Source organism: Paenibacillus nitricinens, assembly GCF_052056485.1.
Lineage (GTDB): Bacteria > Bacillota > Bacilli > Paenibacillales > Paenibacillaceae > Paenibacillus_AQ > Paenibacillus_AQ nitricinens.
This window is the reverse complement of record NZ_CP183948.1, coordinates 2,214,430-2,239,989: the sequence shown is the minus strand read 5'-3', so window position 1 is coordinate 2,239,989 and position 25,560 is coordinate 2,214,430. Positions and strand designations below refer to the sequence as shown.

The following is a 25,560-nucleotide window of genomic DNA, read 5'->3' as shown; positions in this document are numbered from 1 at the left end:
ATGTACTAGAACATCCCGCCGTTATCTTGTATGTACAGGTTTAGGTTCATCTCGCAAAATATTTCTGGCAGGAATCCCTACGGCCGAAGCATTATCCGGCACATCCTTAACCACAACTGACATCGCTCCGATATTAACATCATTCCCCAGCGTAATCGGGCCAAGTATCTTAGAACCTACTCCGATAAATGCTCTATCACCAATCACAGGTTCCCCTAAGTTATTTCTCCCCCCAATGGTCACTTGGTGAAAAATAGTAGCGTTGTTTCCAATCACCGCTTTAGGACTAATGATAATGCCATTTAACCCATGCGGTAAATGAAGCGCATCACCAATTTGAGCCTCTGCATGAAGCTCTCCACTGGCAACAATTCGAACAAACAGCACATCCATTATTCGGTATAGGAGCCACAAAGGTTTGCGGATCAGGCCACTTTTCACCCGATAATACACCCAATTTCCAAAACGATAAGTAAACAAAGCCATAATCGTTTGTGGATTTTTTAGATTTGCCTTCCAGTCCATTTTGAATGATTTCATCATTGTATCATCCTCCTATAGGGGCAAGATATGAACTATATTCTCGTGAAATGAAAGCAGCTATGAGGTGAAAATTAACTGGGAGGTTCGCAGGATGGAGAGTCATTCGGGTGATTGTGCTTTCACCAGTGTAAGTTAGATTCAGAGATTCATCAAGAAGTGGACAGTTCTCCCTATATAAACATCAACCGATTACAAGCCTTCCTAAACAACAACACGCGCCGAGGTGATATCGGCGCGCGCTCAATGCTATCTATTCTATTAAATAAGGTCCAGAACAATCACGTTCACAGAATGGGCAGCTAGATTTACAATTGCAGTGTCTTTATTAAACATGATTTCTGTTTCAACCGGAGTAACCTTCTCATCATTTTTTCTGTTCACATTAGGGGTGTGAATCAGCGAAGCATCGCCTGTTAAAGTAATCCATTTACCGGTAGTAGCTACGTTTAAGCCTTTCAATTCAAGCTTCGTTGCTTTCTCTACACGATCCGCATTCACAAGCTTCATATAGAGATGCTTATCATCTTTAGTAACGGAATTGTATACTTCTCTGTTATACGCTTCGAGCTTATAATCAAGCACTTTACTTGTTGTCTTGCCATCTGTGTAAGAGCAAATCAAATGCTTGCCATCTGCTCCACCATAATTAACAGTGATGGTATATACCGTATGATCCGCCAGCTCTTCATAGCAACTAGCTCTCAGGTTACCTGCTGCTGTACTAGAGGAATAATCGCCGAGCGTATAAGCCTCAATCCCTTGCTTGTACACCTTGACTCCTGTGGCATCGCCATTATAACCAATCGCATATTCGATAACATCTTTATTTTCTGGTGAAATGTCTGTCAGACCTGCACCTACATAGAAGCCATCTTCGCCGGAAGCTCTTTCAAGAACAACCTCTACTTTATAATTAGTCCACGTGTCATTGAGGATATACAATCCATTCAGCCCGCTGTTCTGTGCCTTCAAGACTAGACCTTTGGAAGGATCAATCGTATATCCGGCAGAGCCAGGAATAACTTTCCAAGCTTCATGCAGCGGTTGTGTAAAATCTTGCTCAAACATAACGCTTCCATCCGTATTCGAAGTAACCTCCAACCGCTTCACAACCACTGATGCTTTTCCGGCAGCCACTTCAATTCCTCCGTGAGGAATGAGGTCTACCTTTTCCCCGTTGCGATAGGTCGAGAACGATGTGCCAACCACTTTGGTGCCGAGATATTTAGCGTACAGCTGTTGAACATAGTAGTTCGGCGTGTACCATACAGTTTCATCATCAAACCAAATGCAATCTGGTGTCCATCTGTAGGTGCCATCTGTTAATACCTTATTGAACAAAGGTGCCGTTGCAGCTAGTCTAATCACATCAGCGTTATTCTCGAAGCTGGACATGATCGCCGCCTCAGCAATCGCTCCTGCCAATGTATTTTTATCTGTCGAAGCATATTCACCCACAAAAACCTTCGAAGTTTCAGCCTCGTCCAAACTGCCGTCTTCTTTATAAGCTCTGTAATAATAATTGTAGCGATCCGCATTCTCTAACAAATACTCGTTGGAACGGTAGTAATGCTCGTCCGCAATGGTATCCATGTAGTTCTTTTGTTTCTCATACCAGGTAACCGTCTCTTCAATACTTGATGTTCCATCCGTGAAGCTGATCTGTTCCGAGCCCTGTAGATTTCCGCTTAGGAATTTCCAGCCTTGTTGATAGGCATCATCATCTGCTTGTGCGCCAACCGTAGAAAGAATGGTCAGTTCATGATCAGGGTAGTTCTTCACCATATATTCATCAATTGTTATTTTAAAATATTCGAAGTTAGCAAAAAACTCTGTTCCCCAGTTTTCATTCCCCACACCCAAGTAACGCAGGTCAAACGCTGCTTCATGGCCCATCTTTTTACGCAAAGCGGCCCACTCGTTATTGTCAAAATCCATGCTTATCGCAAAATCAATCAGATCCGTAAAGTTCTTCACATAATAGTCTCTTAATGCACCACCAGCAGGATTCGCATAATCCGAACGTGCTTGACAGAGTACCCCGCAGGCCATAACAGGAAGTGGTGTTGCATTCAAATCCTCGGCCAATTGGAAATACTCCATATAGCCAAGCCCCATCGTCATCATGTAGCCCCATACATTATAGTTCTCTTTGCGAAGCTCAATGTCGTTGACGGATTCTTTCCAATCGTACACATTCTCCCAAATATGAGACCCTTCAGAAATACAGCCTCCAGGGAAACGCAAGAACGTCGGATGAAGATCAACGAGTGCATTCACTAAGTCTCTTCTAAGTCTATAGTTCGGATTCCCTTTATAGTTCGCATGAGCTGTAGCAGAACGTTCTTCTTCCCCAGCGCCCCAAACCTCTTCCGGCATTAAGGAGACCATATCAATGGAAATCTCACCGTTAAAGGTTAACGCCAGCTGACCGAGTACAGTTTCAGATCCTGTTAATACAAGCTTAGAAGCCACGCCATATTTCTTCCAGTTACCGTCATCGTTCACCTCAACCACCGCCGTATCGCTAATGGCTTTACCGTCTTTGTCGAGCAATTGCAGGGTGATTGTTCCCGCTGCCTCTGCCTTCGCCCAAATGGTGAAGTTATACTTAGCATCCTTCTGAATAAACATTGAGCAGTGCTGATTGGAATCCGCAAAGCCTCTATTCTTAATCGTCGCGCCATCTGCCACTGTCACATAATGAGCATTCATATCTTTATCTTCGATTCCGAAGAAATCATTTAATCCGCCTGTATGATGAACCGTCACTTTATCCGTGTCACCAGACCATGCATGCAAAGGTGTATAATTTCTTCCCGTTGAAGTCCCATGCACCCCACATACATGTGAATAGCTGTCAAAAGCAAATGACTCAAAGGAACGATTCTGCACTAGCTCTGCATAAATCCCACCGTCTGCTGCATTATTAATATCCTCATAGAAAAGGCCATATAGAACATCGCTAACATCCAAAATCTCAAGGTTCCCATCGATCGTTAAAGTGTAAGGTGGCAACCCTTCTGGGAGCACAGACACATTGAAGCTCTTTTCTACTACACTGTCACCTTTTTTCAAAAGCGCGGTAAGCGTTACACCTTGCGCAGATTGGACTGTTTTATTCAGAATGCCCTCATTAGAAAGGATTGCTGAATCGCTGGACACCCAAGACACGTTAACTTTTCCGCCCATGAGCGTAGCGGGCAATTCGATATCTTTGGTGATGATGGAGCTAGTGAAGGTTAAATATTTATCTTTTGCAAGCTTAACGATATCTTCATCAGTCAACGATTCACACATAATCTCAATCACTTCGTCCTGCGTTAAACCCGCTTTATATACACGGAAGTCCGCTAGAGAGCCTCCGAAATCCACATCTGCAGTGTACTGAGACCTTCCGATCGTATTGTTACTATAATTTCCTTGGTCCTCAAATGTAGCAAACCATGTGCGCAGCTTAGCATATGTACCGCTGGAAGTCTGACTGATCATTCCGTCCGCAACGACCTCACCATTTATATACACTACAGGTCCTGCACTGCTTAGTGTTCCACCTTTTGTTCCAGTGACCGCAAAAGCGACATGTACCCATTCACCAGCAGTAAAGGATTTCCCAGGATCTGCGACTAAATCTTCCCCTGCAAAACAAGTTCCCCGGAAATTTCGTGTTAAAAAAATATAAGGACCCGTCTCGCCTTTGCCGAAATCAAAAAGTCTTTCCCATAAGCTCCCACCACTACTTACATGCATCCAAGTCGATACAGTAAGGCCAGTTTGGTCGCTGACCTCTTTAAGAAGATCATCCGGCAAAGAAATATAGGATGTGCCATGTTCTCCACCCGCTAGTGAAACAGCACTTCTACCCGCTACCGTCTGAATGGAGGGCAGCTTAGTCCCTGAAGCGGTTCCATCGTTCCCATTCCCTGAGTAATCTTGACCTACATGATCGGGGTTATCAAACTTATAATACGCTATCAAATTACTATTAATAGATTTGTTACTATTGTCATTGTTCATAGAAGATCACCTGTCATCTTTTGTATTAGAAATCATAAAAGCCTAACCAATCTACTGATTACTACGACAGAACCGTTCCAACCGTGAATCATTTAACCTTTATACGAAACATAATAACACACTTTATAATCAATTAATATATTAACTAATTAATATTTTTATGAAATAAAAGAAAACTTTTTTATAATTAAAATTTACCAAATAGACCCTTTTATTCATGATAAAATGAATTAGAATGCATGAAGGAGAGATGAAATATGAATACCCATGTAGGTTATGAATCAACAAAACGCGATTTATTTACCATTGAATGTAAAGATATCCTGTTACGAGAGTTTAGCTTGGAGGATTTAGATGAGTTTCATGCACTTACCACGCAGCCTGAAATCATAGAATTTCTGCCCGACTGGAATGTCCCTAAAGAGCAACGGCTAGATTGGTTAATAAACTATGAAATAAAAGAAAACCAACAGTTTCTGCAAGCAGTCTCAGCGGATGGAAATATCGGGGAGCTTCGTCTTCGCTTAGGCATTATTTTAAAAGAGACGAATGAGTTTATCGGTTGGTGTTGTACAGGTATGAAGGATGAATTACCCGCTCCGAACAGAGAGATTATGTATGCCATATCCAAGGATCATCGCGGCAAAGGGTATACTACACAAGCTGCCAAGGGACTGATTAAGTTTTTATTTGAGCACACATCTAACGATGTATTAAACGCTATTGCTCTGGTACATAATACACCCTCAATTAGAGTCATACAAAAATGTGACTTTGACTTAATTAATGAAATTACGATTGAAAATGAAAGCTATAATTATTACCAGCTTTCTAAGCGGTAATGGAATAAGAAAGAGCTGCCTGAATAATCTCAGGCAGCTCTTTCTTTAGTACCAATTAGTTCATAAATTTAATCAATTGCAGTGATTGCTTGAGAATCTTAACCGCTTGCGCACGAGTAGCCAACGCTTTAGGAGCGAAGGTCGTCTCTGTCATCCCATTCATAACCTGACTAGCTAATAATTCGGAGACCGATTCCTTAGCCCAGCTTCCAATGGTACTATTATCCTTGTAAGAAGCTAATAGAGTGTTCTGATTCGTCGCAACAGATGAAGTATAACCTGCATAGGTCAGTGCACGAAGCGTCATCACTGCCATTTCTTCACGGCTAATCGGTGTTAATGGGTGGAAGCTGTTATCTTCAAGCCCATTTACAATCTTCGCATCTGTTGCCGCGGCAACAGCACCATAGAACCAATCACTCGCCTTCACATCCTTGAACTTCACCGTTGTCCCTTGAGCATCCAGCCCAAGTGACCGTACTAGTAAAGCTGCGAACTCCGCTCTTGTAATTTGCTGTTCAGGTGCAAAATGTGTAGAAGTTTCACCCTTAACAATTAATTTAGAAGCAAGAAGCTCGATATCGCTCTGCGCCCAATGTCCTTTAATATCATTAAACGTAACATCAGAGTGAATGACTGTGTAGATGCTGTTTCCATTTCGTTTCATGTCTGCCAAAGTTTTGTTGCCTGTCACTGTAAAGTAAGTAGGCACGAATACAAGCTCTCCACTTGCTTCGTCAAAACGGACTCCGGTACTAATTCGTGGATCAAGTGCTGTATCCAGCGCTATCCCTCTGGACACATAAGTCGTACCAAAGTTATTAATCTTAACCGTCTTTCCATTGCCTTCAGCAGTGATTTCAAACTTAAATGCTGGACTTAGCAAGCTGCCACTCTTTTGGTTGGCTGCTTGATTAATAATTCCGGTTTGTTGCTCATCCACTTTTGAAATCATTATAGTGATGTTGATATCTTTAATATCCACACCCAGACTTCTTAATAGCTCTGCCGTAGGAATCACACTTGAAGGAAGATTATAGAAGAACTGACTGCTCTCAATCTTCAGACTGGAGTTCAATCTAGAACCATCCGTTGGTGCAAACGCCTGTAATGGCAGTTCGATTTTAATAGGATTCGTGGAAAGCTCCATTCCTAGAACCGCTTGCATATGCGCTTGAAGTGCTTTGGTAAGTGCATTGGCATCGACAGATACTTTATCGTATGTCACACCATCCTTACCCACTTCAGTTATCGCTGCAATCTTAACGTTATCCAACTGTGCCGCATGATCTGTAGGTACTGGTGTTGCTGTTGGTTTTGCAGTTGGCATTGGTGATGGTGTCCATACCGATACTGGTGACGTCGGATCTGGAGACGGTGTCACTACTGGTGTTCCTGTTGGTTCTACCGTCGGTGTCGGCGTCGGCGTTGCTGTCGGCGTTGGCGTCGGCGTCGGCGTTGCTGTCGGCGTCGGCGTCACAACTGGTGTTTCCGTTGGCGCTGGCGATACTGTTGCCGTAGGTATTGGTTCATCGGTACCTTTAGCCAGTTCCTTCGTATTCCGCACACGGATGCGAGTTCCTTCCGTATTCTTGCCGGTAACTCCCACAGCTACCAATGTATCGCCGATAGCCAATACCGGAACAGGACCACTCTGTTTTACGATATACCCATCGGCAAAGACCAGAATTGGACCCGAGCCATCATCAATAACATAGGAGTTCTCATCGAATTGTGAACGAACCTTCCCCGTCACTTTTACTAACAGCCCTTGGTTACTATCCAAACTAGCCTGAGCTGTAGTTAATGTAAGTGATTGTATCGGATCCGTATGTCCTGTTTTAATTACGTCCATCGCGAACGAATCAAATTCAAGTTCATAGTTGTTCTCGAACAGCTTCGTTTTTCCGTAAATTCGTACGGTATCCCCTTCAACCAAACTTTTCTCAGGAACTTCTTTAAAGGCCATAATCCCGCCAGAAGCATCCTGAACATAGAACGCATCGAAGAAGATGTCCGAGCCCGTAACGACTGTTCCCTCAACTACTCCAGCTGTTCCTTCTGGTTGTGTTTTAAGACTAGCGATCGTGTCGATCTTCGTTTCTCTGTGAGCCAGCCAATTGATAGAATTCAATCCAAGCTCATTGTTGCCCTTAGGATTATAAGATTCATCCAGCTGCTTATCATTCACAAAGTTCATACCGGAGACAATAATACGTCCCTTTTCTACTTCTTCTGAAGCTATTGCAGGAATTGCAGAGCCACCAACACCGTCATCGACGATATCATAAACGTATCCGCCGGCAGCGATCTTATCTTGAAACGTCGTTTCATTTCCTGAAACAAGGACGGTAACTTTATCCGTATCTGTTAGTGCTTGATGTCCGACTTTTTCCAAGCTGGCCCCACTGTAATACTCAACGGTCAATGCCCGGTCTGTAATATAGTTTTTCACTAATCCTGGATGTAATCTAACCGTATACGTGTTCGTTCCTATAGGTTGAGACCAGAAGTTACCCTCAGGACTTGTGTCAAAAATACCGTCATTACTCACCTGGATCGTAGATCCTATCTTCTGTAATAGCTCATTACTAATCGTAGGCTTTGAGCTACCATTATTACTCTTCTCTGTTAAGAACAATGAACCTCCGCGCGCTACAAAATCTTTTATCGCCGTGCTTTCAGCATCAGTCACAGCGGCCGAAGGATGTGTAAACATTAGTACACTTACATCGGTCAATGTTGCATCTGTGATAGCTCCGGTGTTCTCTACGACAGTGTATCCTTCCTGCCGAAGCTGTGTGGTGAAACTTTTCAGATTGTCTTTATACGTACTTCCATCGGTCGATGTATTCTCATTTTTATGCGAGGCATCGATCAATACTTTAATTCCCAAGGAAGCCTTGATGGTCACTTCCAATTCGAACTGATTATCATCGGGTGAATCGCCAGGCGGCGCATCTACAACTGCAATTAATTTATGATTGCCTTGAACTGGATTGGACCATAACACTTGCGCCGTTGCCGTACCTTTTGATAATACGGAAGGAACTACAACTTCATTAATCAAATGAGCCGAGTCCACAACATCATAATAGAAGTGAACTTTAAGATTACTTAGATCCTGTGATCCAAGGTTAGTTAATCCCGCTTCCAAGGTAGTCGGACTACCGGAAACCAAGCTGTTGCCTACAATATTAATACCGCTAATCTTAATATCTGTAGTTACATCTTGTGACCAAATTGGTGCGGAATATGTTTGCTCACCATCCATTTGTGTTACCTTAACCACGAACCATTGCTGACCGCCCGTTACTTCAACAGAAGGACTCCAAGTGAAGTCTTTGGTCATTGGTGATACTGTTTTAATAATCTTATTGCCATTAGTGATCAACTCTACCTTAGCCACTCGATCATCAGACTTATAGGAACTGCTAAGATAGCTATATTCAGGTTTACTCTTATCTTCTGCAACATCATCTTTTCCTGCGATGGAGAAGTTAAGGGTATTGCCCTTTACGGTTGCTCCCATGTAACTGCCATTCGCAAGAACATCTAATGTAAAGTTTGGATCTTCACTCATGTACACGCGCATATTGCGCATCGATTGCAGCAAAGATTCCTGCGACAAATCATCGGATACGATGACTGTTCTCGCATTGGTCTGTCCCCATGTACCATCATGATTATCTTCACCATAAGTTGGGGCTACATGCCATCCCAAATCCAGCGCTTTGAAGTATTTACTTTCTGCATTCGCATAACCATAATGACCTGATCCATTACCCACCTCAAACATGGTGAACAATTTATCAACATTTTTGTCATAAGGTGCGAAATTATTAAAAGCGTTCGCTGACATATCGGGATGATTGAACTGGGCCACGATATCGTCATACGTCAATACCCATGCATAATACTTACTCAAATCTTGGTATTGACCTGAGTTTTGTTTACGATCAATAAAATTGTCGGTTCCAAACACATTGGAGTGACCCCAAGTAGTTGAAGTCATTTCAAACGCTGGGAATACAACAAAGCTATCATTTTTAGTGTATTGCTTCGCTAGATCCTTCGTTAATTTCCAGTCTTCTCCCCCCGTACGTTCCGGTTGACCTTTATGATCTACGGTATCCGAGCCTACCATCGCTGCATCAATATCATGCGAATGGTCTGAAAAAGCGAAGAAATCATAGTTATGTGCTTCGGCTGCCTTCAAAGCATCTTCTGGGGTACCCGCAGCATCATGTGAAATATTGGTGTGGTTATGAGTCGTTCCACGGTAGTGATTACCGCCTGTAAAGATAGGTGTAATTGTAAAAGTCCATTTATACGTTCCCGCATTATGCTTGTTATCACTAACATTCACGACAACCGTATGATCACTAATCGCAAGTTCGCTGCTATTGGTAATCATGATGGTATCTCCGTTAATGCTAGCCGGAACAGTCTTTCCATCCAGCTTGACGACTAAAGAGGATGCATCCAAACCGCTTGGCTCATCATATTTCACAGAAATGGCTGGCTGTCTATCTTCGATCTTCGTACCTGACATTGGAGTCTCTTCGAAAAACTCAGGTGCAAATGTATCCTCAACTACAGAAACCTTAAAGGGTGCATCCGGTGTGCCCGACTGCTTAGTAACTTCACCCATCTTAGCTTCTATGTAATACTCAAAACTATTACCTGAAGCAACAAAGCTAGAATTCAAATGTGCTGTGTAGCTGCTGCCATCAGTAGTACTCATAGGTAATGAAGCATATACCCCACCCATGGTTCTGTAGTGAATAATTACAGAATCAGCGTTTTTAGCTTTAGCGGCAAATTGAATATCTGCATTCGTATAAGCCTGTGTAATCGCTTGATGTGTAAGTGCAAGCTCTTTAACTTCTTTCACATCATCGGTGGATCTAGGAAATACCTGATACCCACTCTTAAAAGTAGTACCTGACACATACTGACTGAATATCCCGGTAAATGTGTAGGTTAAATCCTTCTCCAGTTTGGTCGGAACATCAATTCCACTAGCTGTAGTAACACGAACCGTTATCGTTTTGTTCGTTACAGTCTCAGCAACGGTAATGTTATACCCATTACCAGCCATCGCTGGAATGTTAGTGATTTTACCTGTGAATTGAACTAATGTTCCTTCCAGTGGTTCTGCCTTTGTGTAGTTGATTAAATCTAACAAAGTAGATTCTGTAGGAATAGGAAGCGCGGCTTTTCCATTCTTTACAACTTTCGTAGGGGTTATTTCTGTTAAGCCATTATAAAATTGAATCGCACCTGTGACTGTAACTAAATCACCTTGGGTTACTGTAACACCCGTTGGAAGGGTTCCAAAGACCGCGATTCCTCCTGTAGCATCTTGCATATAGAATGTATTGCTTGCAGTCAATTCATTATTACCAATGACTACACCTTGAATCGTAAACACTTGATTAATTTTATCCGATTTACCGTTGCTATCATTCGTGTGTATCGTACTGATCGGTGTAATAACCGATGTGTCTTCTTTAGTAACTACAGTTCGAGGACCCTCCAAATTTCTACCATTAGAGTTGACGGTCAACTGTGCTACATAAACATCATCCGTACCACCTGTGAAAGTAAAGGTGAACGATCCATCTGCTCCAGCAACAACATAGTCTTTTCCATCTGTTGTATTGGAGTTACGGCTTCCAGTTGTGGAGCTATTGTAGCTGTAGATTGTTGAATTAGGAACAGCAGCACCTGCAGCTCCTACAATTCTACCTCCGCCTTGGGAATCAAGATAATAGTTAAGCTTGTCCGGATTAAGAGCTGCACTAGGCACAGCCAAACGAATAACTACAGGACTACTTGCACTTTTATCCAGATCTTTAGCCGTTAGGTAAACTTGTGTACTGCCGCCAATATTATCAAAGGTTAAATTGTTAAATGCCCCTGACGCATCTGCATAAACAGCATTCGTAACCACAACTGAACCTGTACTTGGATCATTTAGATACAAGGATACATATGTATCTGCTGTAACAGACGCAATATTTCCTGTGACCGTACCTACTGTACCTTCATTAGTGAATTGAATGTTCTGTCCAAGCGGTTGTGAACTTTTGGTAATCACAATAGCTGGTGTAGCAGAGTTTCTTGGAGCTAGAACGGGGCCCACAACGAAATCCGTACTGTTGTTATCAGTATCTAGTCCAGCACCTTTACCTGGTCCAGTATTACTTCCATCCTCTGATTTCCGTTGTGCACTGGTTGAATTGCTTAGGGCAGATAATTTCGTTCCTTCTGACTCGTTGGCACCACCGAAGCCTAGAAAGTCAACCACACTAGAATCTGAAACGCCAGAAATGGCAGCCTGTATGCTTGTGAGTGCAACCTTACCATCAGTTCCTGATAAATTTATATTTCCAATCACATCTGCTGGAACAGGAAGATCTGCCGGAGCATTAGCTCCCTTGGCACCCTGTATCAGTAAGAATCCATGTGATTTAATCATTTTACCTGTGAGTGGTGTCATACTTACGGTTCCTGAGGTAGCAGCCGTAAATACTCCCGCCTTTGCAGCATACTGAACAGCATAATCATTCAAATCTACATCATAGTCAGTCGGGTTATAGAGCTCTATAAAATCATAGGAATATGGAGCTCCATTATTCCCTCCCCCACCAAATACTTGGCTGATTACTACATGCGCAGAAGCAGCTCCTGCAGCCTTAGGCAATAGCAAGCCTTGCGGAATCATAGACAAGAACAGCAATACAGCTAATGCTAAACTTGTCCGTTTTTTCACTTTCTCAAACTTCAAACTCATGAACAAAATTCCTCCTCGTGTTACTAATCAGTTAGACTTTCATCATAAACCTCCTTTGTAAACGAGTTGTTTTCGTTTTATTTCGTTTTGTAAATTTTAATTAAAAAATAATTAGAATTTTTAATTTTTATTAAATAATTCGCTAAAAAACTCCCCCATATTATCTTTTCATTTAACACTCCAATGACAATTTAAGATTATGATCAACTGTAATAACATCATTAAATACATATTTATCTTCAAGGGGGAACAACTTTGTCAGCTCGTAAGAATCGCTCCAATCTATTAAAATCATTAATCTTTATTGTAATTTTCCTTATTTCCATGACTTTTTCTCAACTAACGGCTTCCGCACATCCACTTAGTGCCAGTTATACCACCGTTACTTTTGATAAGGACAAGACCGATTTTTCATTTTCATTGGACGTCATTTCGATTATTGAAAGTATGGATAATGTGGATATAAACGGAAATGGGATATTGGAAGAGAATGAGATTGAGAGTAATAAGCATCGTTTAGAAGAATGGATCGAAGATAGCGTCATCTTGGAAATGAATGATCAACAGCAAGCTCCAGAGCTTCAAGACTTATTCCTTGATAAAAAAGGGGATAAAGAGGTTCTTACATGGAATTTTACCTATCCTGCCTTTGAGCCTGGACAAACCATCGCAATCAACGACGGCCTATATTCACAAGCTACAAGTTCTCCGTATGTCAATTTAATTACTGCACATAACGGAAATCAGACTAGCGAAACCGTAATGCAAGGAAAAGACCGGACGTGGAGCATGCTGCTAACAGAGGATCAACAGGAGCAGCAATTATCATCATCCACCAATTCGTCCTCATCAGGTAGTTCTGGGTCCTCATCCGATTGGTTTTCTTTTTTCAAACTGGGAATGAACCATATTCTTACGGGTTATGATCACTTGTTATTCTTATTCGCTCTACTATTAAGAAAACAAACGCTCAAACAATATGCTGCAATTATCACAGCATTCACTTTAGCACACAGCATTACGTTAACACTCGCAGTTCTGGGCTGGATTTCCTTACCTTCACGAGTTGTTGAATCTGTCATTGCACTCAGTATTTGTTATGTAGCGCTTGAGAATATTTTCCGTAAAAAAATCCGTTTCCGCGCGCTCATAACTTTCCTGTTCGGACTCATTCATGGCATTGGCTTTGCGGATATTCTTCAAGAAATGAACTTGCCAAAAGCACATTTGGCTGTGGATCTGGTGAGCTTTAATGTAGGCATTGAATTCATCCAATTATGTATTGTGATTGTTTTGCTTCCGGTGCTTATTTTTCTCCAAAAAAGAAATTTCTACAAACCGGTTATCGCTTATGGTTCGTGGTTAATTACTGCACTTGGCGCCTTTTGGCTAGTGGAGAGATTGTTCTTTTAGAATAAGTCCTTTAGTCTTATGCAAAAAACCTCTGCATGGGAAATGGAGATACGATCCATTCACCTAAACAGAGGTTTTTTTGAGCTGATTCATGATTGCCGCTTCAAGCGAAGCATTTGCTCTAGAAGCTGTTCCACATCTTTTTCCGGGAATGCCGTCATTAGCGTGTATTTAAAGGTTTCTTGTGCACGGATGAGCTTGGCCTCACCAATGGAGGTTAAGGAGGTATAAATACTTCTGCGATCACTATCGCATGCTCTTCTCTCTAAAGCTCCACAGCCCTTAGCTTCAAACCGGCTAACTAGTCGTGAAACGGCACTTTGGCTTAAACCAACCATAGATTCGAGCTTCTGCAATTTCAGTTTTTTCTCTGGGGCTTCCGACAAGAATAATAATAAATAGAACTCTTTTAAAGATAAGCCATGATTCGCTTGCAAATTAACTTCTAATTCATTCGTCACATTCATTTGTATGTGGGTTAACGTCAACCAATTCGCGATAAGGTCATTGTTAAGAATTTTGTCCATCTATCTCTTCATCTCCTGAGCGTATGACTATTCATGAATTTTTTCTTCTATATAATAGTACTACACTCCACATCCATTGTGCCAAGCTTAATCCAAAAAAGAGAAAAGACCGTTTCTCCAAGAAGTCGGTCTTTCCAAATGATACAATTCAATTTCGTAAGTCCTTAGCCTTTAATTCTAGGAAATCCAAAGGCATACTGCTGAGGAACACCCGGGTCTTGCTGAAGCTCAATCCCAGCCTCTAAGGTCCAATATGGATTTCTCAGCATCCCCCGACCAACAGCAACAAGATCTGCTTCCTCATTCCCAATGACTGCATTAGCAAGAGCGGGTTCATCCAATCTGCCTACAGCAATCACCGGTACATTCAAACCATATTTGATCTCTCTTGCCAAAGGAACTTGATACGCAGCATGTGTACCTGGCTTGCCAGCAGCCGCGATAGGACCTTCACCACCTGCACTGATATGGAAAATATCTGCGCCAGCTTCTTTATAAGCTTTACTAAAGGCCAAGCTTTCTATAATGCCGTATCCGCCCTCTACATATTCTTGAGCTGATATGCGCATGATCAGTGGCATTCCTTCAGGCATTTCACTTTTCGCTGCATGAATGATTTCAGTACCAAACAAGGTCAAATCTTGGCCATATTCATCTGTTCTTTGATTCGTTAATGGTGAATGGAACTGATGAATCAGATAACCGTGCGCACCATGAAGCTCTATAACATCAAACCCCGCTTGAATCGCACGCTTCACGCCCAAACGGAATTTCTCAACCATACCCTTCACTTCTTCAGTCGTTAGGGCACGTGGTGTTTTGGAGTCAGCGTCAAATGGAACGGCAGAAGAGGATACAGGAACTGCTGCATCTTCAGCCTTACGCCCAGCATGAGCAATTTGAATTCCTACTTTAGCACCATAAGCATGACAAGCTTCAACAATTCGAGCCAGAGCAGGAATTTGCTCATCAGACCAAATACCAAGGTCAAAATCAGTAATCCGTCCATCAGGATCCACGTCTGTCATTTCAATAATAATCAATCCAGTTCCGCCAACGGCGCGACTTACATAATGATTATAATGCCAATCGGTAGCGATTCCGTCCTTGTTAGTCACTGAATACTGACACATTGGAGGCATAACCACGCGGTTCTTCAATTTCAAATCCTTCATTTCATACGGGGTGAACAAGTTCTTCATGATATCTCTCCTCTTTATAAAAAACTAAATTTATTATGAACATTAAAAACATGTTTTAGCAGAAATTAATTAATGTATGCTCATGCATGTATATTATTATAGAATATCTATGGTGTCAACCATGAATGTCTCCTGCGGCTTAATAACTCCACGTATTGTTGAAATCTTTGCCGCAAGGTAATATATGGGTATCTATTTTCTTAGAAAGGATGAACTCACAAGTGGACAAAAAGCTTTTACAATCACATAGTATCTTTCCTACTCTGAATATTGAGCAGACTGCCGCTTATTATAGTCAGTACTTAGGCTTTCAAGTTGTGCCCTATTTAGATACGGAGGAACCGCATATTTGCCTGTATCGTGATGATACAGAAATTATCCTTACACAATCCCAAGGACAAAGGGTTATTCCTAATCGAGAATTGTATGGCTATGGGTACGATGCCTATTTTATTACGGAACAGCAAGAGCAGTTGGAGAAAGAATTCGAAGCCGCTGGTGTTAATATTGTCCGAGCATTAATAAACACCGACTATAATAACAAGGAATTTGTTATTGAAGATGTCGATGGACGCTGGATTGCTTTTGGAATCAAAGGATAAAAAAAAACGGCCCTCAGCCGTTTTTCTTGTTTTTCAAAAGAGTCCAAATCTCTTCTTGCAGCTATTTTTACGTGAAGGATTCAGAACATCGGTAACCCCGATTTTATTTAACTTATTAAGTAATTCTTCCTCGCCATGCTTAACTTTATAATCTAACTCTTCTCCAAAAAGCGGAATTAAAGTATAGAAGTGCACCACTTTCTCACTGTTCATTTCCAAATTAAAAAATCCGGATTGATCTTCAACTTCTGGCACCCACACAAACATCCCTTTAAATCCTGTATCCTCACTATAAGGCTGTACTGGATTACCGTTGACTAGCGTATGCCCCATATAGAGCCATGTATTATATTCATGTGGAAACCTAGCCGTCGTTTTCAGGGCACGTACAGGCCAATAATTTCTTTCATCCTTAAAAGCCTCATCAGACAGCTTCCATGTAGGAGGAAGGCAAATCATTAATTCAGTATATTGATATTCTTCTGCGCCATCCGGAACCTGCATCGCAAATTCACTCATACCTGATGTAATTAAAGTATAGTAATTCCGCTCAGGCGTCGGGTTAACAATTAAAATATCAATGGACAGAACGTCTGAAATAACCTCTTTAAAAACATTATCAATTACCCCTATGTATTGTTCAATATGATTGCATATCATCTGGTTAGACTGATCAGAATACATTTATAATCCCTCCCTTATATGTTTATCGGTATAAAAGAGAGGTTTTTATTGCTAATTTACAGAAATTTCATCTCCACTGCCATTGATCCTACAGAAATCACTATGATTTTGGCTAATGAATGTAGAATAGTCCTTCCCTTGATCTAATAAATGCTCTTGAAAAAAATTAGCAACAAGCTCATTTATCTGATTATGAATCCCACAAGTTCTCTGATATAAAGTTTCGTCCTCCTCAAAAAGAGTCATATCACTAAAGGACATATGCGTCGCGTTTCGTATTTTCAAAAAAGATTTATATCCATTCCAATTCCGGAAAAGCTTCTCTTGTCCTTTGATGAAATCCTTTGCTATTTTCTCCTGTAAAATATTGCTTAAGGCTTCTAAAGCAGAAGCCTTTTGCCTTAATACAAGTAAGGGGACCGTATTATTCTTCACTTCATTCTCTATATATAAATGCATGCTTGCATCTAATAAAACTGCGGCTTTAATTCTATCATCTTCCATAGTTAAATCTAATGCAGTAGCACCGCCAATTGAATGTCCAATCATTCCAACCTTATCCATATCAAAAATTCCCATTCTTGAATTCAGCTTGGATAGGTGATCTAATACATGCTGTATGTCCTTTTTCCGAATAGAAATGAAGTGATGTAATTCGGTATAATCTGTAGCCTGTATTGTCCTCATCACCTCTGATTGATTCATAAATTCTCCACTTGGACAAACGGTAAACATCGCTTCATAAGCAGCACTGACGGTTACCACTATGAATTCTTGCTTTACCAGCGCTTGTATATTGTAAATATACATATCTCTATCTAAGCCTAGTGCAGGAGAGTAGATAATGACAGGATAGGATCGTTTGAATTTTTGTTGTAATGCTCCCTCGCTGATTGAGGTAGATAATCCATCTATGATATCCATATTCATTCCAATATCTTGTAGAATTTCTCTTGCTTGTTGTTCACAGGGCCGGAAAAGATCCATATATTTCATTTCAGATTCATTGTTTTCGAGTAATCCATCCGGATCCGGATAATAAATACTTATCACGATTTTCCTGAACTCAGACTCTTCTTGGAACGTACCGTTTCGCGTGTAATCCGTTAATATTTCAACTTTTCGAAAAACTCCCATGGTTCCACTCCATTCTTTCTCGTTCACTATATTTTAATTTATTTTCCTGTTTATTGAAATGAATTCTCCATAATGTCCATACTAATGTCGATTGCTATGAATGGAATCAAGTTGAATGAACGGTTATAATACCTAAAGGTAAATCTTCAAGCGTAAACGCCTTCGGCGTCCATATAAGGATGGTAAGCGTTTATTCGAGAAATATGAGACTTAAAGTATAGGTACATAACTTATACTTTCTTATATTTTAAAAAATTCAGGGATGTGGAAACTTTAATGGTAAATAATTCAGCATATACACTTTATTTACGTGAGGATTGGAAAAAACTAAGCGATTTCACCGCTATCCAATTATCAGAAGAAGAGCTTAGCGATATCCAAAGTATTAACGATAAAATTTCGATTGAGGATGTAAATGAGGTCTATCTTCCTCTGTCCCAGTTGATACATTTGCAGCTTCAAGCCTCTCATACCTTTAAAGATTCTATCAATCACTTTCTTAACAACGATCTTAAAAAAGGTCCATTTATCATAGGTATCGCCGGAAGTGTCGCTGTTGGCAAGAGTACAACCGCTAGACTTCTTCAGAAGCTCCTCTCTCAATTACCTTCCCATCCAAAAGTTGATTTAGTTACGACGGACGGGTTCTTACTTCCCAATGCCGAGCTGGAAAAGCGTGGAATCATGAAGAAAAAAGGATTTCCTGAAAGCTACGACACACGTAGTTTAATTTCATTTTTAACTAAAGTGAAGTCTGGTGTTTCGAGTGTTCAAAGTCCTGTATACTCGCATCTAACTTATGATATCGTGCCAAATGAATTTATTACGATCGAGAACCCGGACATCCTAATTGTTGAAGGGTTAAATGTTCTTCAGACTAGTTTGACGATTAATCAATGTGTGCCAAATTATTTTGTATCTGATTTCTTTGATTTTTCAATTTATGTGGATGCTGATGTGAATAATATTGAGAAATGGTATATTGACCGGTTTATTAAGCTTAGAGATACCGCCTTCCAAGATGAGCAATCTTATTTTAAAAAATATGCACAGTTATCACTAGAAGAATCTATCGAGATCTCGAAAAGAATATGGAAAGAAATCAATTTTGAAAATTTAATACACAATATTTTGCCTACCAGAAATCGTGCAGATCTTATTCTATTTAAAAATAACAATCATCACATAGATCGCATTAAACTGCGAAAATAATTTAATGCTCTCACAAACCAAGTCTCTGATTTGCAGAGCTTGGTTTTTTTATGTGCACAAAAAATTGGGTGAATATCGTAGGTGTAATGCCATTATCCTCTCGCCAGGGCAAACGTATACTGTGGTACATTCGTACACTAATGTAGAGAGAGGATAAATCAAATGATCGAAATCGCCTTAGCCTTTCAAGATAAGGATGGAAAATATGCAGAGCATGCCGGTGTCGTTTTAGCGTCAGTTTTTCATCATACAAGTTCCCCAATCCATGTTCATATTTTACATGATGCCTCTTTAACCGAAGTTAACAAACGAAAGCTCACCAGATTAACCACTAAACATCAGCATACGATTAGCTTTTATCCGATTACTTTACCCGAAGATATGCTCCAAGTTCTTGCCAATATTAATGCTATCGATATGTGGACACATGCAAGTATGTACCGTTTGCTGCTTCCCGCGTTAATTCCTGCTGACAAAATTATTTATCTGGATTGTGATGTATTGGTAAACATAGACATCGCGGAGCTGTGGCAGGTCGAGCTGAATGAAAAATATTTAGGGGCGATTTGGGATCAGGGCATTATGGATGTTGCACCTATTGTGAGCGCCAAAGGACTGAATCCTGAGATTTATTTTAATTCTGGAGTGATCGTATTTGCTTTAAATAATATCCGCCAGAATACAAACTGGTACCAAGAGATGCTGAACTTCTTGCGCACTTTCCCTGATGTCACCATGCCTGATCAGGATGCTCTAAATGCAGTTTTTGGAGCGAATTACCTCCCTCTCGATATCCGCTTTAATTCGTTTAATATGGCCATCCCAGATCATGACTACAATAATAAAATTGTCCATTTTGCAGGGGATGAGAAATGCTGGAATACAGATTCCTCAGGGTTTGCGCTGTATCGCAAGTTCCTGAATCTAACCCCTTGGAGAGCTTTTAAAGCCAAATTAAAACGAAGAAAACGGAAGGTCAGCTATATTAAGCGGCGGTTCACACGAAAAAGTAATAGACGAATCATTTATAGACGTAGAATTAAAATGATTCGCACAAGCATCTCACCCCTTTCGCTGTTTCAATTGAAATTAATTAGAACGATTAGAAGAAGAAAAGGGACTGTAATCAATACAAGAATTCATTATCAACAACGTATTAAACGTAAAAAAACAGCCCCTATTAGATAGGGGCTGCAGGTCTAATCAACTTAGATGTCTATCAGGCTCGAATACGGCGTCTTCGTTTGTGCCAGAATTTGATCCACACGCCCATATTATCATCCCGAAACAGACGGATTCCTACAATTTTAAGAGGCGTCCAGATTTCATTGAAATAGTAATTGGGCATTTCACTCATCCTTTTATAATAATCTTCACTTTATTTGTTAATTTGTTTTAATAAGTTCAATAAGATAGTTATAGCTTCTCCTCTGGTGGCGTGATCCTGGGGAGCATATTCATTATCGCCCTTCCCTTTTACAAGACCTGCTGACTTCAAGTAAGCTACACTGGATTTTGCCCATTCTGGAATGTCCTTGTCGTCTGCAAACCCGGTTGTGGCACTTGCTTCGTTAGATTTACCCAGAATCTTGGCAAGGATCACTGCCATTTCAGCTCTTGTAATTTCTGCATTTGGACGGAATGTGCCATCCTCATAGCCGTTAATAATACCTGCTTGTACCACCTGTGCGACCGCTTCCTGAGCCCAAGCTCCAATCTTCGCTGCATCTGTGAAGGTCAGCTTAGTTCCAGCTTCTTGCGGTTTCAAAGCATTCATCAGCATTAGAGCAAACTCTGCTCGCGTTAAGGTGCCGTTAGGCTTAAATGTGCCATCAGAATAACCTTTGATAATTCCAAGGCTTAACGCTTCTTGAATGGCGCGCTGCGCCCAATGTCCAGAAATATCACTTAGGTTATTCGCTGGTGTTGAGGTAGATCCCGGTGTCGTCGCTGGTGCCACAGCTGGCATTGGCGTCGCTACTGGTGTTGGCGTTGGCGTCGCTGCTGGAGCTAATGTTGGTGTGGGCAACCCACCACCGGAGCCTCCACTACCCCCACCAGATATAACTTCTTCTGCTACACGGGTTACATTAACCGTATATTCCTTCTTCGTGATCCCATCTTCCGCTGTTACGGTTACCGTCAATGTATTCTTTCCAACGGACAAGGACTTCGAACCAAGATCATCTGCTGATATCATAGCTGTTCCAACATTCGTGGCTGCTGATAATGTAGTACTCTTTACGTCATTAGCTACATTGGCTGTGTAAGCCAGTGTAGCACTTGTAAAGGTTGGACTCAGTGTGACTCCGCTTAAGGACAAGTCGCTTAACGTGGCATCCGAACTTGCCGCTCGGGTTACTTCAACAATGTATTCTTTCTTCGTAGAACCATCTTCCGCTGTTACGGTTACCGTAATTATGTTCTTTCCTACGGACAGAGACTTCGAGCCAAGATCATCTGCTGATATCGTAGCAGTTTCATCATTCGTGGCTGCTGCCACGATAGTGCTCTTCACATCATTCGTTACGCTGGATACGTAAGTTAAAGTGTCCTCATCAAAGGTTGGACTCAGTGTGACTCCACTCAAGGACAAGCCGCTTAACGTGGCATCCGAACTTGCCGCTCGGGTTACTTCAACAATGTATTCTTTCTTCGTAGAACCATCTTCCGCTGTTACGGTTACCGTAATTATGTTCTTTCCTACGGACAGAGACTTCGAACCAAGATCATCTGCTGATATCGTAGCAGTTTCATCATTCGTGGCTGCTTCCACCATAGTGCTCTTCACATCATTCGTTACGCTGGATACGTAAGTTAAAGTGTCCTCATCAAAGGTTGGACTTAGTGTCACTCCACTCAATGTCAGGTCACTTAATGAGGCATCTGAACTTGCCGCTCGGGTTACCGTCACGGTATAGTCCTTTTTCGTTGTTCCATCTTCTGCTGTAATGTGAACGGTGAACGTGTTCTTTCCTACAGTCAGGGACTTCCAACCTAGATCTGCTACGGCAATCGTAGCGGTGCTATCATTTTTAGTTGCTGAAATGGTCGTGCTTGACACGTTGTTCGCTACATTGGCTGTGTACGTCAATGTGCCACTAGCAAATACTGGACTTATTCTTACTCCGCTTAAGGTCAAGTCACGGAGTGTGGCATCTGAACTTGCCGCTCGGGTTACCGTCACGGTATAGTCCTTCTTTGTTCCATCTTCTGCGGTAACGTGAACGGTGAATATATTCGCTCCTACCGATAACGTCTTCGAGCCTAAATCACCTGCTGAAACCGTTGCGGTACCGTCACTCTTGATTGCTGCAACGTTCGTGCTTGTCACATCATTTGCTACATTGGCTGTGTAAGTCAGTGTACCACTCGCAAATACAGGACTTAGCGTTACTCCGCTTAACGTCAGGGCATTTAATGTGGCATCTGAACTCTTCGCTCTTGTTACCGTAACGGTATAATCTTTCTTAGTAATACCATCCTCTGCGGTGACGTGGACAGTGAATGTATTCGCTCCTACCGATAGCAGCTTCAAACCTAGATCTGTTACGGGTACCATAGCAGCCCCACTATTCGTGCTTGCTCCAATAGTTGTACTAGTCACATTGTTTGCTACATTAGCAGTGTACGACAAAGTGCCACTAGCAAATACAGGACTGAGTGTCACATCACTTAATGTCAGCGCACTCAGAGAGGCGTCTGAACTTGTCGCACGAGTTGCCGTCACGGTATATTCCTTCTTCGTGACACCATCCTCAGCTGTAACATGAACAATAAAGGTATTTACTCCAACGGACAGCGACTTCGAACCTAAATCTGTCACTAGGATCACAGAATCTTTATTCCCTTTGGTTGCTGTGATTGTCGTATTCGTTACGCTATTAGCAACAACTGCAGTATACGTCAATGTATCCTTAGAAAATGTAGGGCTGAGCGTCACATCGGTAAAGGTCAGTCCGCTTAGGGTCGCGTCTGCACTTTTTGGGTTTATTACATCTGATTCAACGGTCAGCTCTTGTACCTCAGACGCAGGTAGTTTAGCTGTTTCCGCTATACGAACTGAGATCGTATCGTTTTCATTAACAATGAGGTTGTCAACACTCGTACCGGAGATCCCTTTATACGGATTCTCATTGATTTTATATTCCATCTTTTCCGAAACATCACTTAGCTTTGTCGTGCCACCAATCGTTCCTGTCGCTAATAATCCAGTTGGTGCTGCTGCTGATTTGATATGCGCTAAACCAACTTTTAATTTTTGGTCGAAGGATGCTGGTTCTGAGGAAGTTGCCGCAAGACGAACAAAAATCGTATCGCCCGCATAGACAGAAATATTATCCTCACTTGTATCGGTAATTTCCTCATATAAGCCCGAATTGACTCTATATTCCATAGCTCCACTTACATTGATTAGCTTCGTAGTTCCCGCGGTGGTTCCCACCGTTAAGCTACCTAAAGTGGGTCCGGCCTTAATATCTGCTACACCTACTGCCAATGTTTTGGTGCTTGTTATATCTCCTGATACTCGGACTTTAATTTGATCTCCCGTATCTACAACAATGTTATCTGCATCAATGTCTGTTATTGGAATATAATCGCTATCGTTAAGCGAATATTCCATCCCGTTAGATACATTATTAATCTTTGTTGTCCAGCCTTTAGTCCCTGGAGATAAATCTGTAAATGCCCACAATCTAGGATACTGATTAGGGGTGATATACCATGTGGAATCGAAGTTCCAACCGCTAAAATTAGCCTTAGTATGCATCTCTGCAGTTGTTCTTCCTTCACCTTTTCCTGTATCCTCTTGCTGTGCTGTATCTTTATCATAGAAGCTATTCGCTAATGATCCAAAATAGTAATAATAACTACCTATCAAACCACCAACGTCTGCAGTCCCAGGTCCAGGCTTCACAGTTCCAGTCGCGTAGCTGTTTCTAATGTCTACAAAGTAAGAAACTCCAATCAAGCCGCCAACACCGTTTATTGCATAAAGACTAGTCGCGGTTACCGATCCTGACACATAGCTATCACTCACCACTCCTAAATAAGCATATCCCACCAAGCCACCTACATAATAATCTCCATTCAATGACCCAATCACATAACTATTAGTAATGGATCCATTTGTGCTATATCCTACCATCCCTCCAATATATCCACTGCCATTTATAGATACTCCAGTAACGTAGCTATTGTTGATGGTACCTTCACTACCTCCAGCAATAGCACCAATAAAAGTACCGCCACCTGAAATGTTGACGTTTTCCAATCTCATATTTGTAACATTACTTCCACTATCTAAATAACCAAATAATCCCGTATAATAAGTATAATTACTTTGAACACTAAGATTTGTAATTTTATATCCGTTGCCATCTATATTTCCTTTAAATCTTTCACTATCATTTCCAATTGGCATCCAGCTTGTATAACTTCCTAGATCGATGTCTGCTATAAGTTTGAAATAAGTACCACTTTCCATATGGTTTCTAACTTCACTCAGTTGATCGGAAGTCTCGATTAGATAAGGATCACTTTCTGTACCAGACCCATTACCTACATACTTTTTAATCATCTGTTGACTTACCACCACATCTGGATAACCAAGCGCTGTCACTCTAATGTCATGAATGCCTTTTGTAATCAGTACACCGGCTTTTATCGTGAGCATACCGGCATCAACAGCGTATTGTGTCTCTTTACTTAATACTGTCCCTCCGTCTGACACCGCCGTAATCGCTTCACGCCACAGAGAATCGTCAGGAAACGTAATCGTTATATCTTTATCGGTATAGTTGTTATCCGTATCCGCTGTTAGAACAGGCGGGGTAAATTGAATATTTGTAATCTCAATGGGCTGACTATATGCGTTATCTGAGATATCCACAAATGCTCCCGCATCGATTTTCAGTGCATTTGAATCCCCTAATAAAGTGTCTTTAAAATGGATTTCTAGCGTACTACTTGTATCTGTGTAGGTTACGTTTGTAACGGTGTCCTCTACGTCAAGAGGTGCATAAGCGCCGCCGCTTGTTTTCTTCACTGTAATCTTTTCTCGCAAATCCTCTATTGTACCTGCCTGTCTAGCATACACATTAAATGTAACCGTTAACGTCTTGTTCTGCTCGCTAACAACTTTAGTCATTTCGCCGCTATCAAGCTGAAGGTCACGATAATAGCATTGTTTTCTAATTCCGCCTTCTGGGTCACCGCCCATTACATCATTTGAACATATCGTGCTATCGGTAATAATTTTCGAATAATACTTATAATTCCCCCCAGTAGCCCAATAACGGACTTCTTTCCTCCCTGGAACTATGCAAGTGCTATCCTCTCCCTCATCAGCACAATAGGTCCAACCGGGGCTTCCATCAGGTCCTGTATTTCCATCTTGCGCTGAAACAATGCCTGTAAATATAAAGGAGAACGATGAAAATATCATCAGTCCTACTAATAAACGAATCGTAAACCCTCTCAACCATCTTTGTGTAGAACCAGATATTTTTGTTATTAACATAGCTATATTTACTCTCCTCCAATGTAACTTACTAACAGGTAAAAATAATTCCAAAG

13 protein-coding genes are annotated in these 25,560 nt (G+C 41.3%); 5 read left to right on the top strand and 8 right to left on the bottom strand.

Annotation, left to right across the window (positions count from 1 at the left end):
• Positions 1–21 precede the first annotated feature (21 nt).
• Together ACN6KS_RS09660 and ACN6KS_RS09655 are read right to left on the bottom strand one after the other, a co-directional pair.
• Complete coding sequence (locus ACN6KS_RS09660) at positions 22–543, bottom strand: serine O-acetyltransferase (RefSeq protein WP_440961889.1); 522 nt, start codon at positions 541–543, stop codon at positions 22–24.
• A 258-nt stretch (positions 544–801) separates the two neighbouring features.
• The gene (locus ACN6KS_RS09655) at positions 802–4,560 is read right to left on the bottom strand and encodes an alpha-L-arabinofuranosidase C-terminal domain-containing protein (protein ID WP_440961888.1); all 3,759 of its coding nucleotides are present in this window, start codon (positions 4,558–4,560) and stop codon (positions 802–804) included.
• A gap of 257 nt (positions 4,561–4,817) precedes the next feature.
• Between ACN6KS_RS09655 and ACN6KS_RS09650 the strand changes: the two genes are divergently transcribed.
• The gene (locus tag ACN6KS_RS09650; protein ID WP_440961887.1) at positions 4,818–5,402 is read left to right on the top strand and encodes a GNAT family N-acetyltransferase; all 585 of its coding nucleotides are present in this window, start codon (positions 4,818–4,820) and stop codon (positions 5,400–5,402) included.
• A 55-nt stretch (positions 5,403–5,457) separates the two neighbouring features.
• Here the strand turns inward: ACN6KS_RS09650 and ACN6KS_RS09645 are convergent, their stop codons facing one another.
• Positions 5,458–12,204, bottom strand: a complete 6,747-nt coding sequence (locus tag ACN6KS_RS09645) for an S-layer homology domain-containing protein (protein ID WP_440961886.1) — start codon at positions 12,202–12,204, stop codon at positions 5,458–5,460.
• A 255-nt stretch (positions 12,205–12,459) separates the two neighbouring features.
• Between ACN6KS_RS09645 and ACN6KS_RS09640 the strand changes: the two genes are divergently transcribed.
• Positions 12,460–13,617, top strand: coding sequence for a HupE/UreJ family protein (locus ACN6KS_RS09640; RefSeq protein WP_440961885.1), 1,158 nt, complete (start codon positions 12,460–12,462; stop codon positions 13,615–13,617).
• Positions 13,618–13,706: 89 nt separating this feature from the next.
• Here the strand turns inward: ACN6KS_RS09640 and ACN6KS_RS09635 are convergent, their stop codons facing one another.
• Together ACN6KS_RS09635 and ACN6KS_RS09630 are read right to left on the bottom strand one after the other, a co-directional pair.
• On the bottom strand, positions 13,707–14,144 hold the full coding sequence (locus tag ACN6KS_RS09635) for a MarR family winged helix-turn-helix transcriptional regulator (protein WP_440961884.1): 438 nt from the start codon (positions 14,142–14,144) through the stop codon (positions 13,707–13,709).
• 164 nt (positions 14,145–14,308) lie between these two features.
• Positions 14,309–15,346 carry an NADH:flavin oxidoreductase/NADH oxidase gene (locus tag ACN6KS_RS09630; protein ID WP_440961883.1) on the bottom strand — a complete coding sequence of 346 codons (1,038 nt, stop codon included), beginning with the start codon at positions 15,344–15,346 and terminating at the stop codon, positions 14,309–14,311.
• A 221-nt stretch (positions 15,347–15,567) separates the two neighbouring features.
• Between ACN6KS_RS09630 and ACN6KS_RS09625 the strand changes: the two genes are divergently transcribed.
• Positions 15,568–15,948 (top strand): VOC family protein, encoded by a 381-nt coding sequence (locus ACN6KS_RS09625; protein ID WP_218832783.1) that lies wholly within the window; start codon positions 15,568–15,570, stop codon positions 15,946–15,948.
• 33 nt (positions 15,949–15,981) lie between these two features.
• On the opposite strand, the gene ACN6KS_RS09620 is transcribed toward ACN6KS_RS09625, so the two are convergent.
• Positions 15,982–16,632: a suppressor of fused domain protein gene (locus ACN6KS_RS09620; RefSeq protein ID WP_094870966.1), complete on the bottom strand. Its 651-nt coding sequence runs from the start codon at positions 16,630–16,632 to the stop codon at positions 15,982–15,984.
• Positions 16,633–16,683: 51 nt separating this feature from the next.
• The gene (locus ACN6KS_RS09615; protein WP_440961882.1) at positions 16,684–17,769 is read right to left on the bottom strand and encodes an alpha/beta hydrolase family protein; all 1,086 of its coding nucleotides are present in this window, start codon (positions 17,767–17,769) and stop codon (positions 16,684–16,686) included.
• A gap of 276 nt (positions 17,770–18,045) precedes the next feature.
• Between ACN6KS_RS09615 and coaA the strand changes: the two genes are divergently transcribed.
• Complete coding sequence (gene coaA / locus ACN6KS_RS09610) at positions 18,046–18,981, top strand: type I pantothenate kinase (protein ID WP_094870969.1); 936 nt, start codon at positions 18,046–18,048, stop codon at positions 18,979–18,981.
• A 162-nt stretch (positions 18,982–19,143) separates the two neighbouring features.
• A complete protein-coding gene (locus ACN6KS_RS09605) occupies positions 19,144–20,169 on the top strand; it encodes a glycosyltransferase family 8 protein (protein ID WP_440961881.1) in 1,026 nt (341 codons plus the stop codon).
• Between the two features lie 190 nt (positions 20,170–20,359).
• Here the strand turns inward: ACN6KS_RS09605 and ACN6KS_RS09600 are convergent, their stop codons facing one another.
• The gene (locus ACN6KS_RS09600) at positions 20,360–25,504 is read right to left on the bottom strand and encodes a cadherin-like beta sandwich domain-containing protein (protein ID WP_440961880.1); all 5,145 of its coding nucleotides are present in this window, start codon (positions 25,502–25,504) and stop codon (positions 20,360–20,362) included.
• Positions 25,505–25,560: the final 56 nt, after the last annotated feature.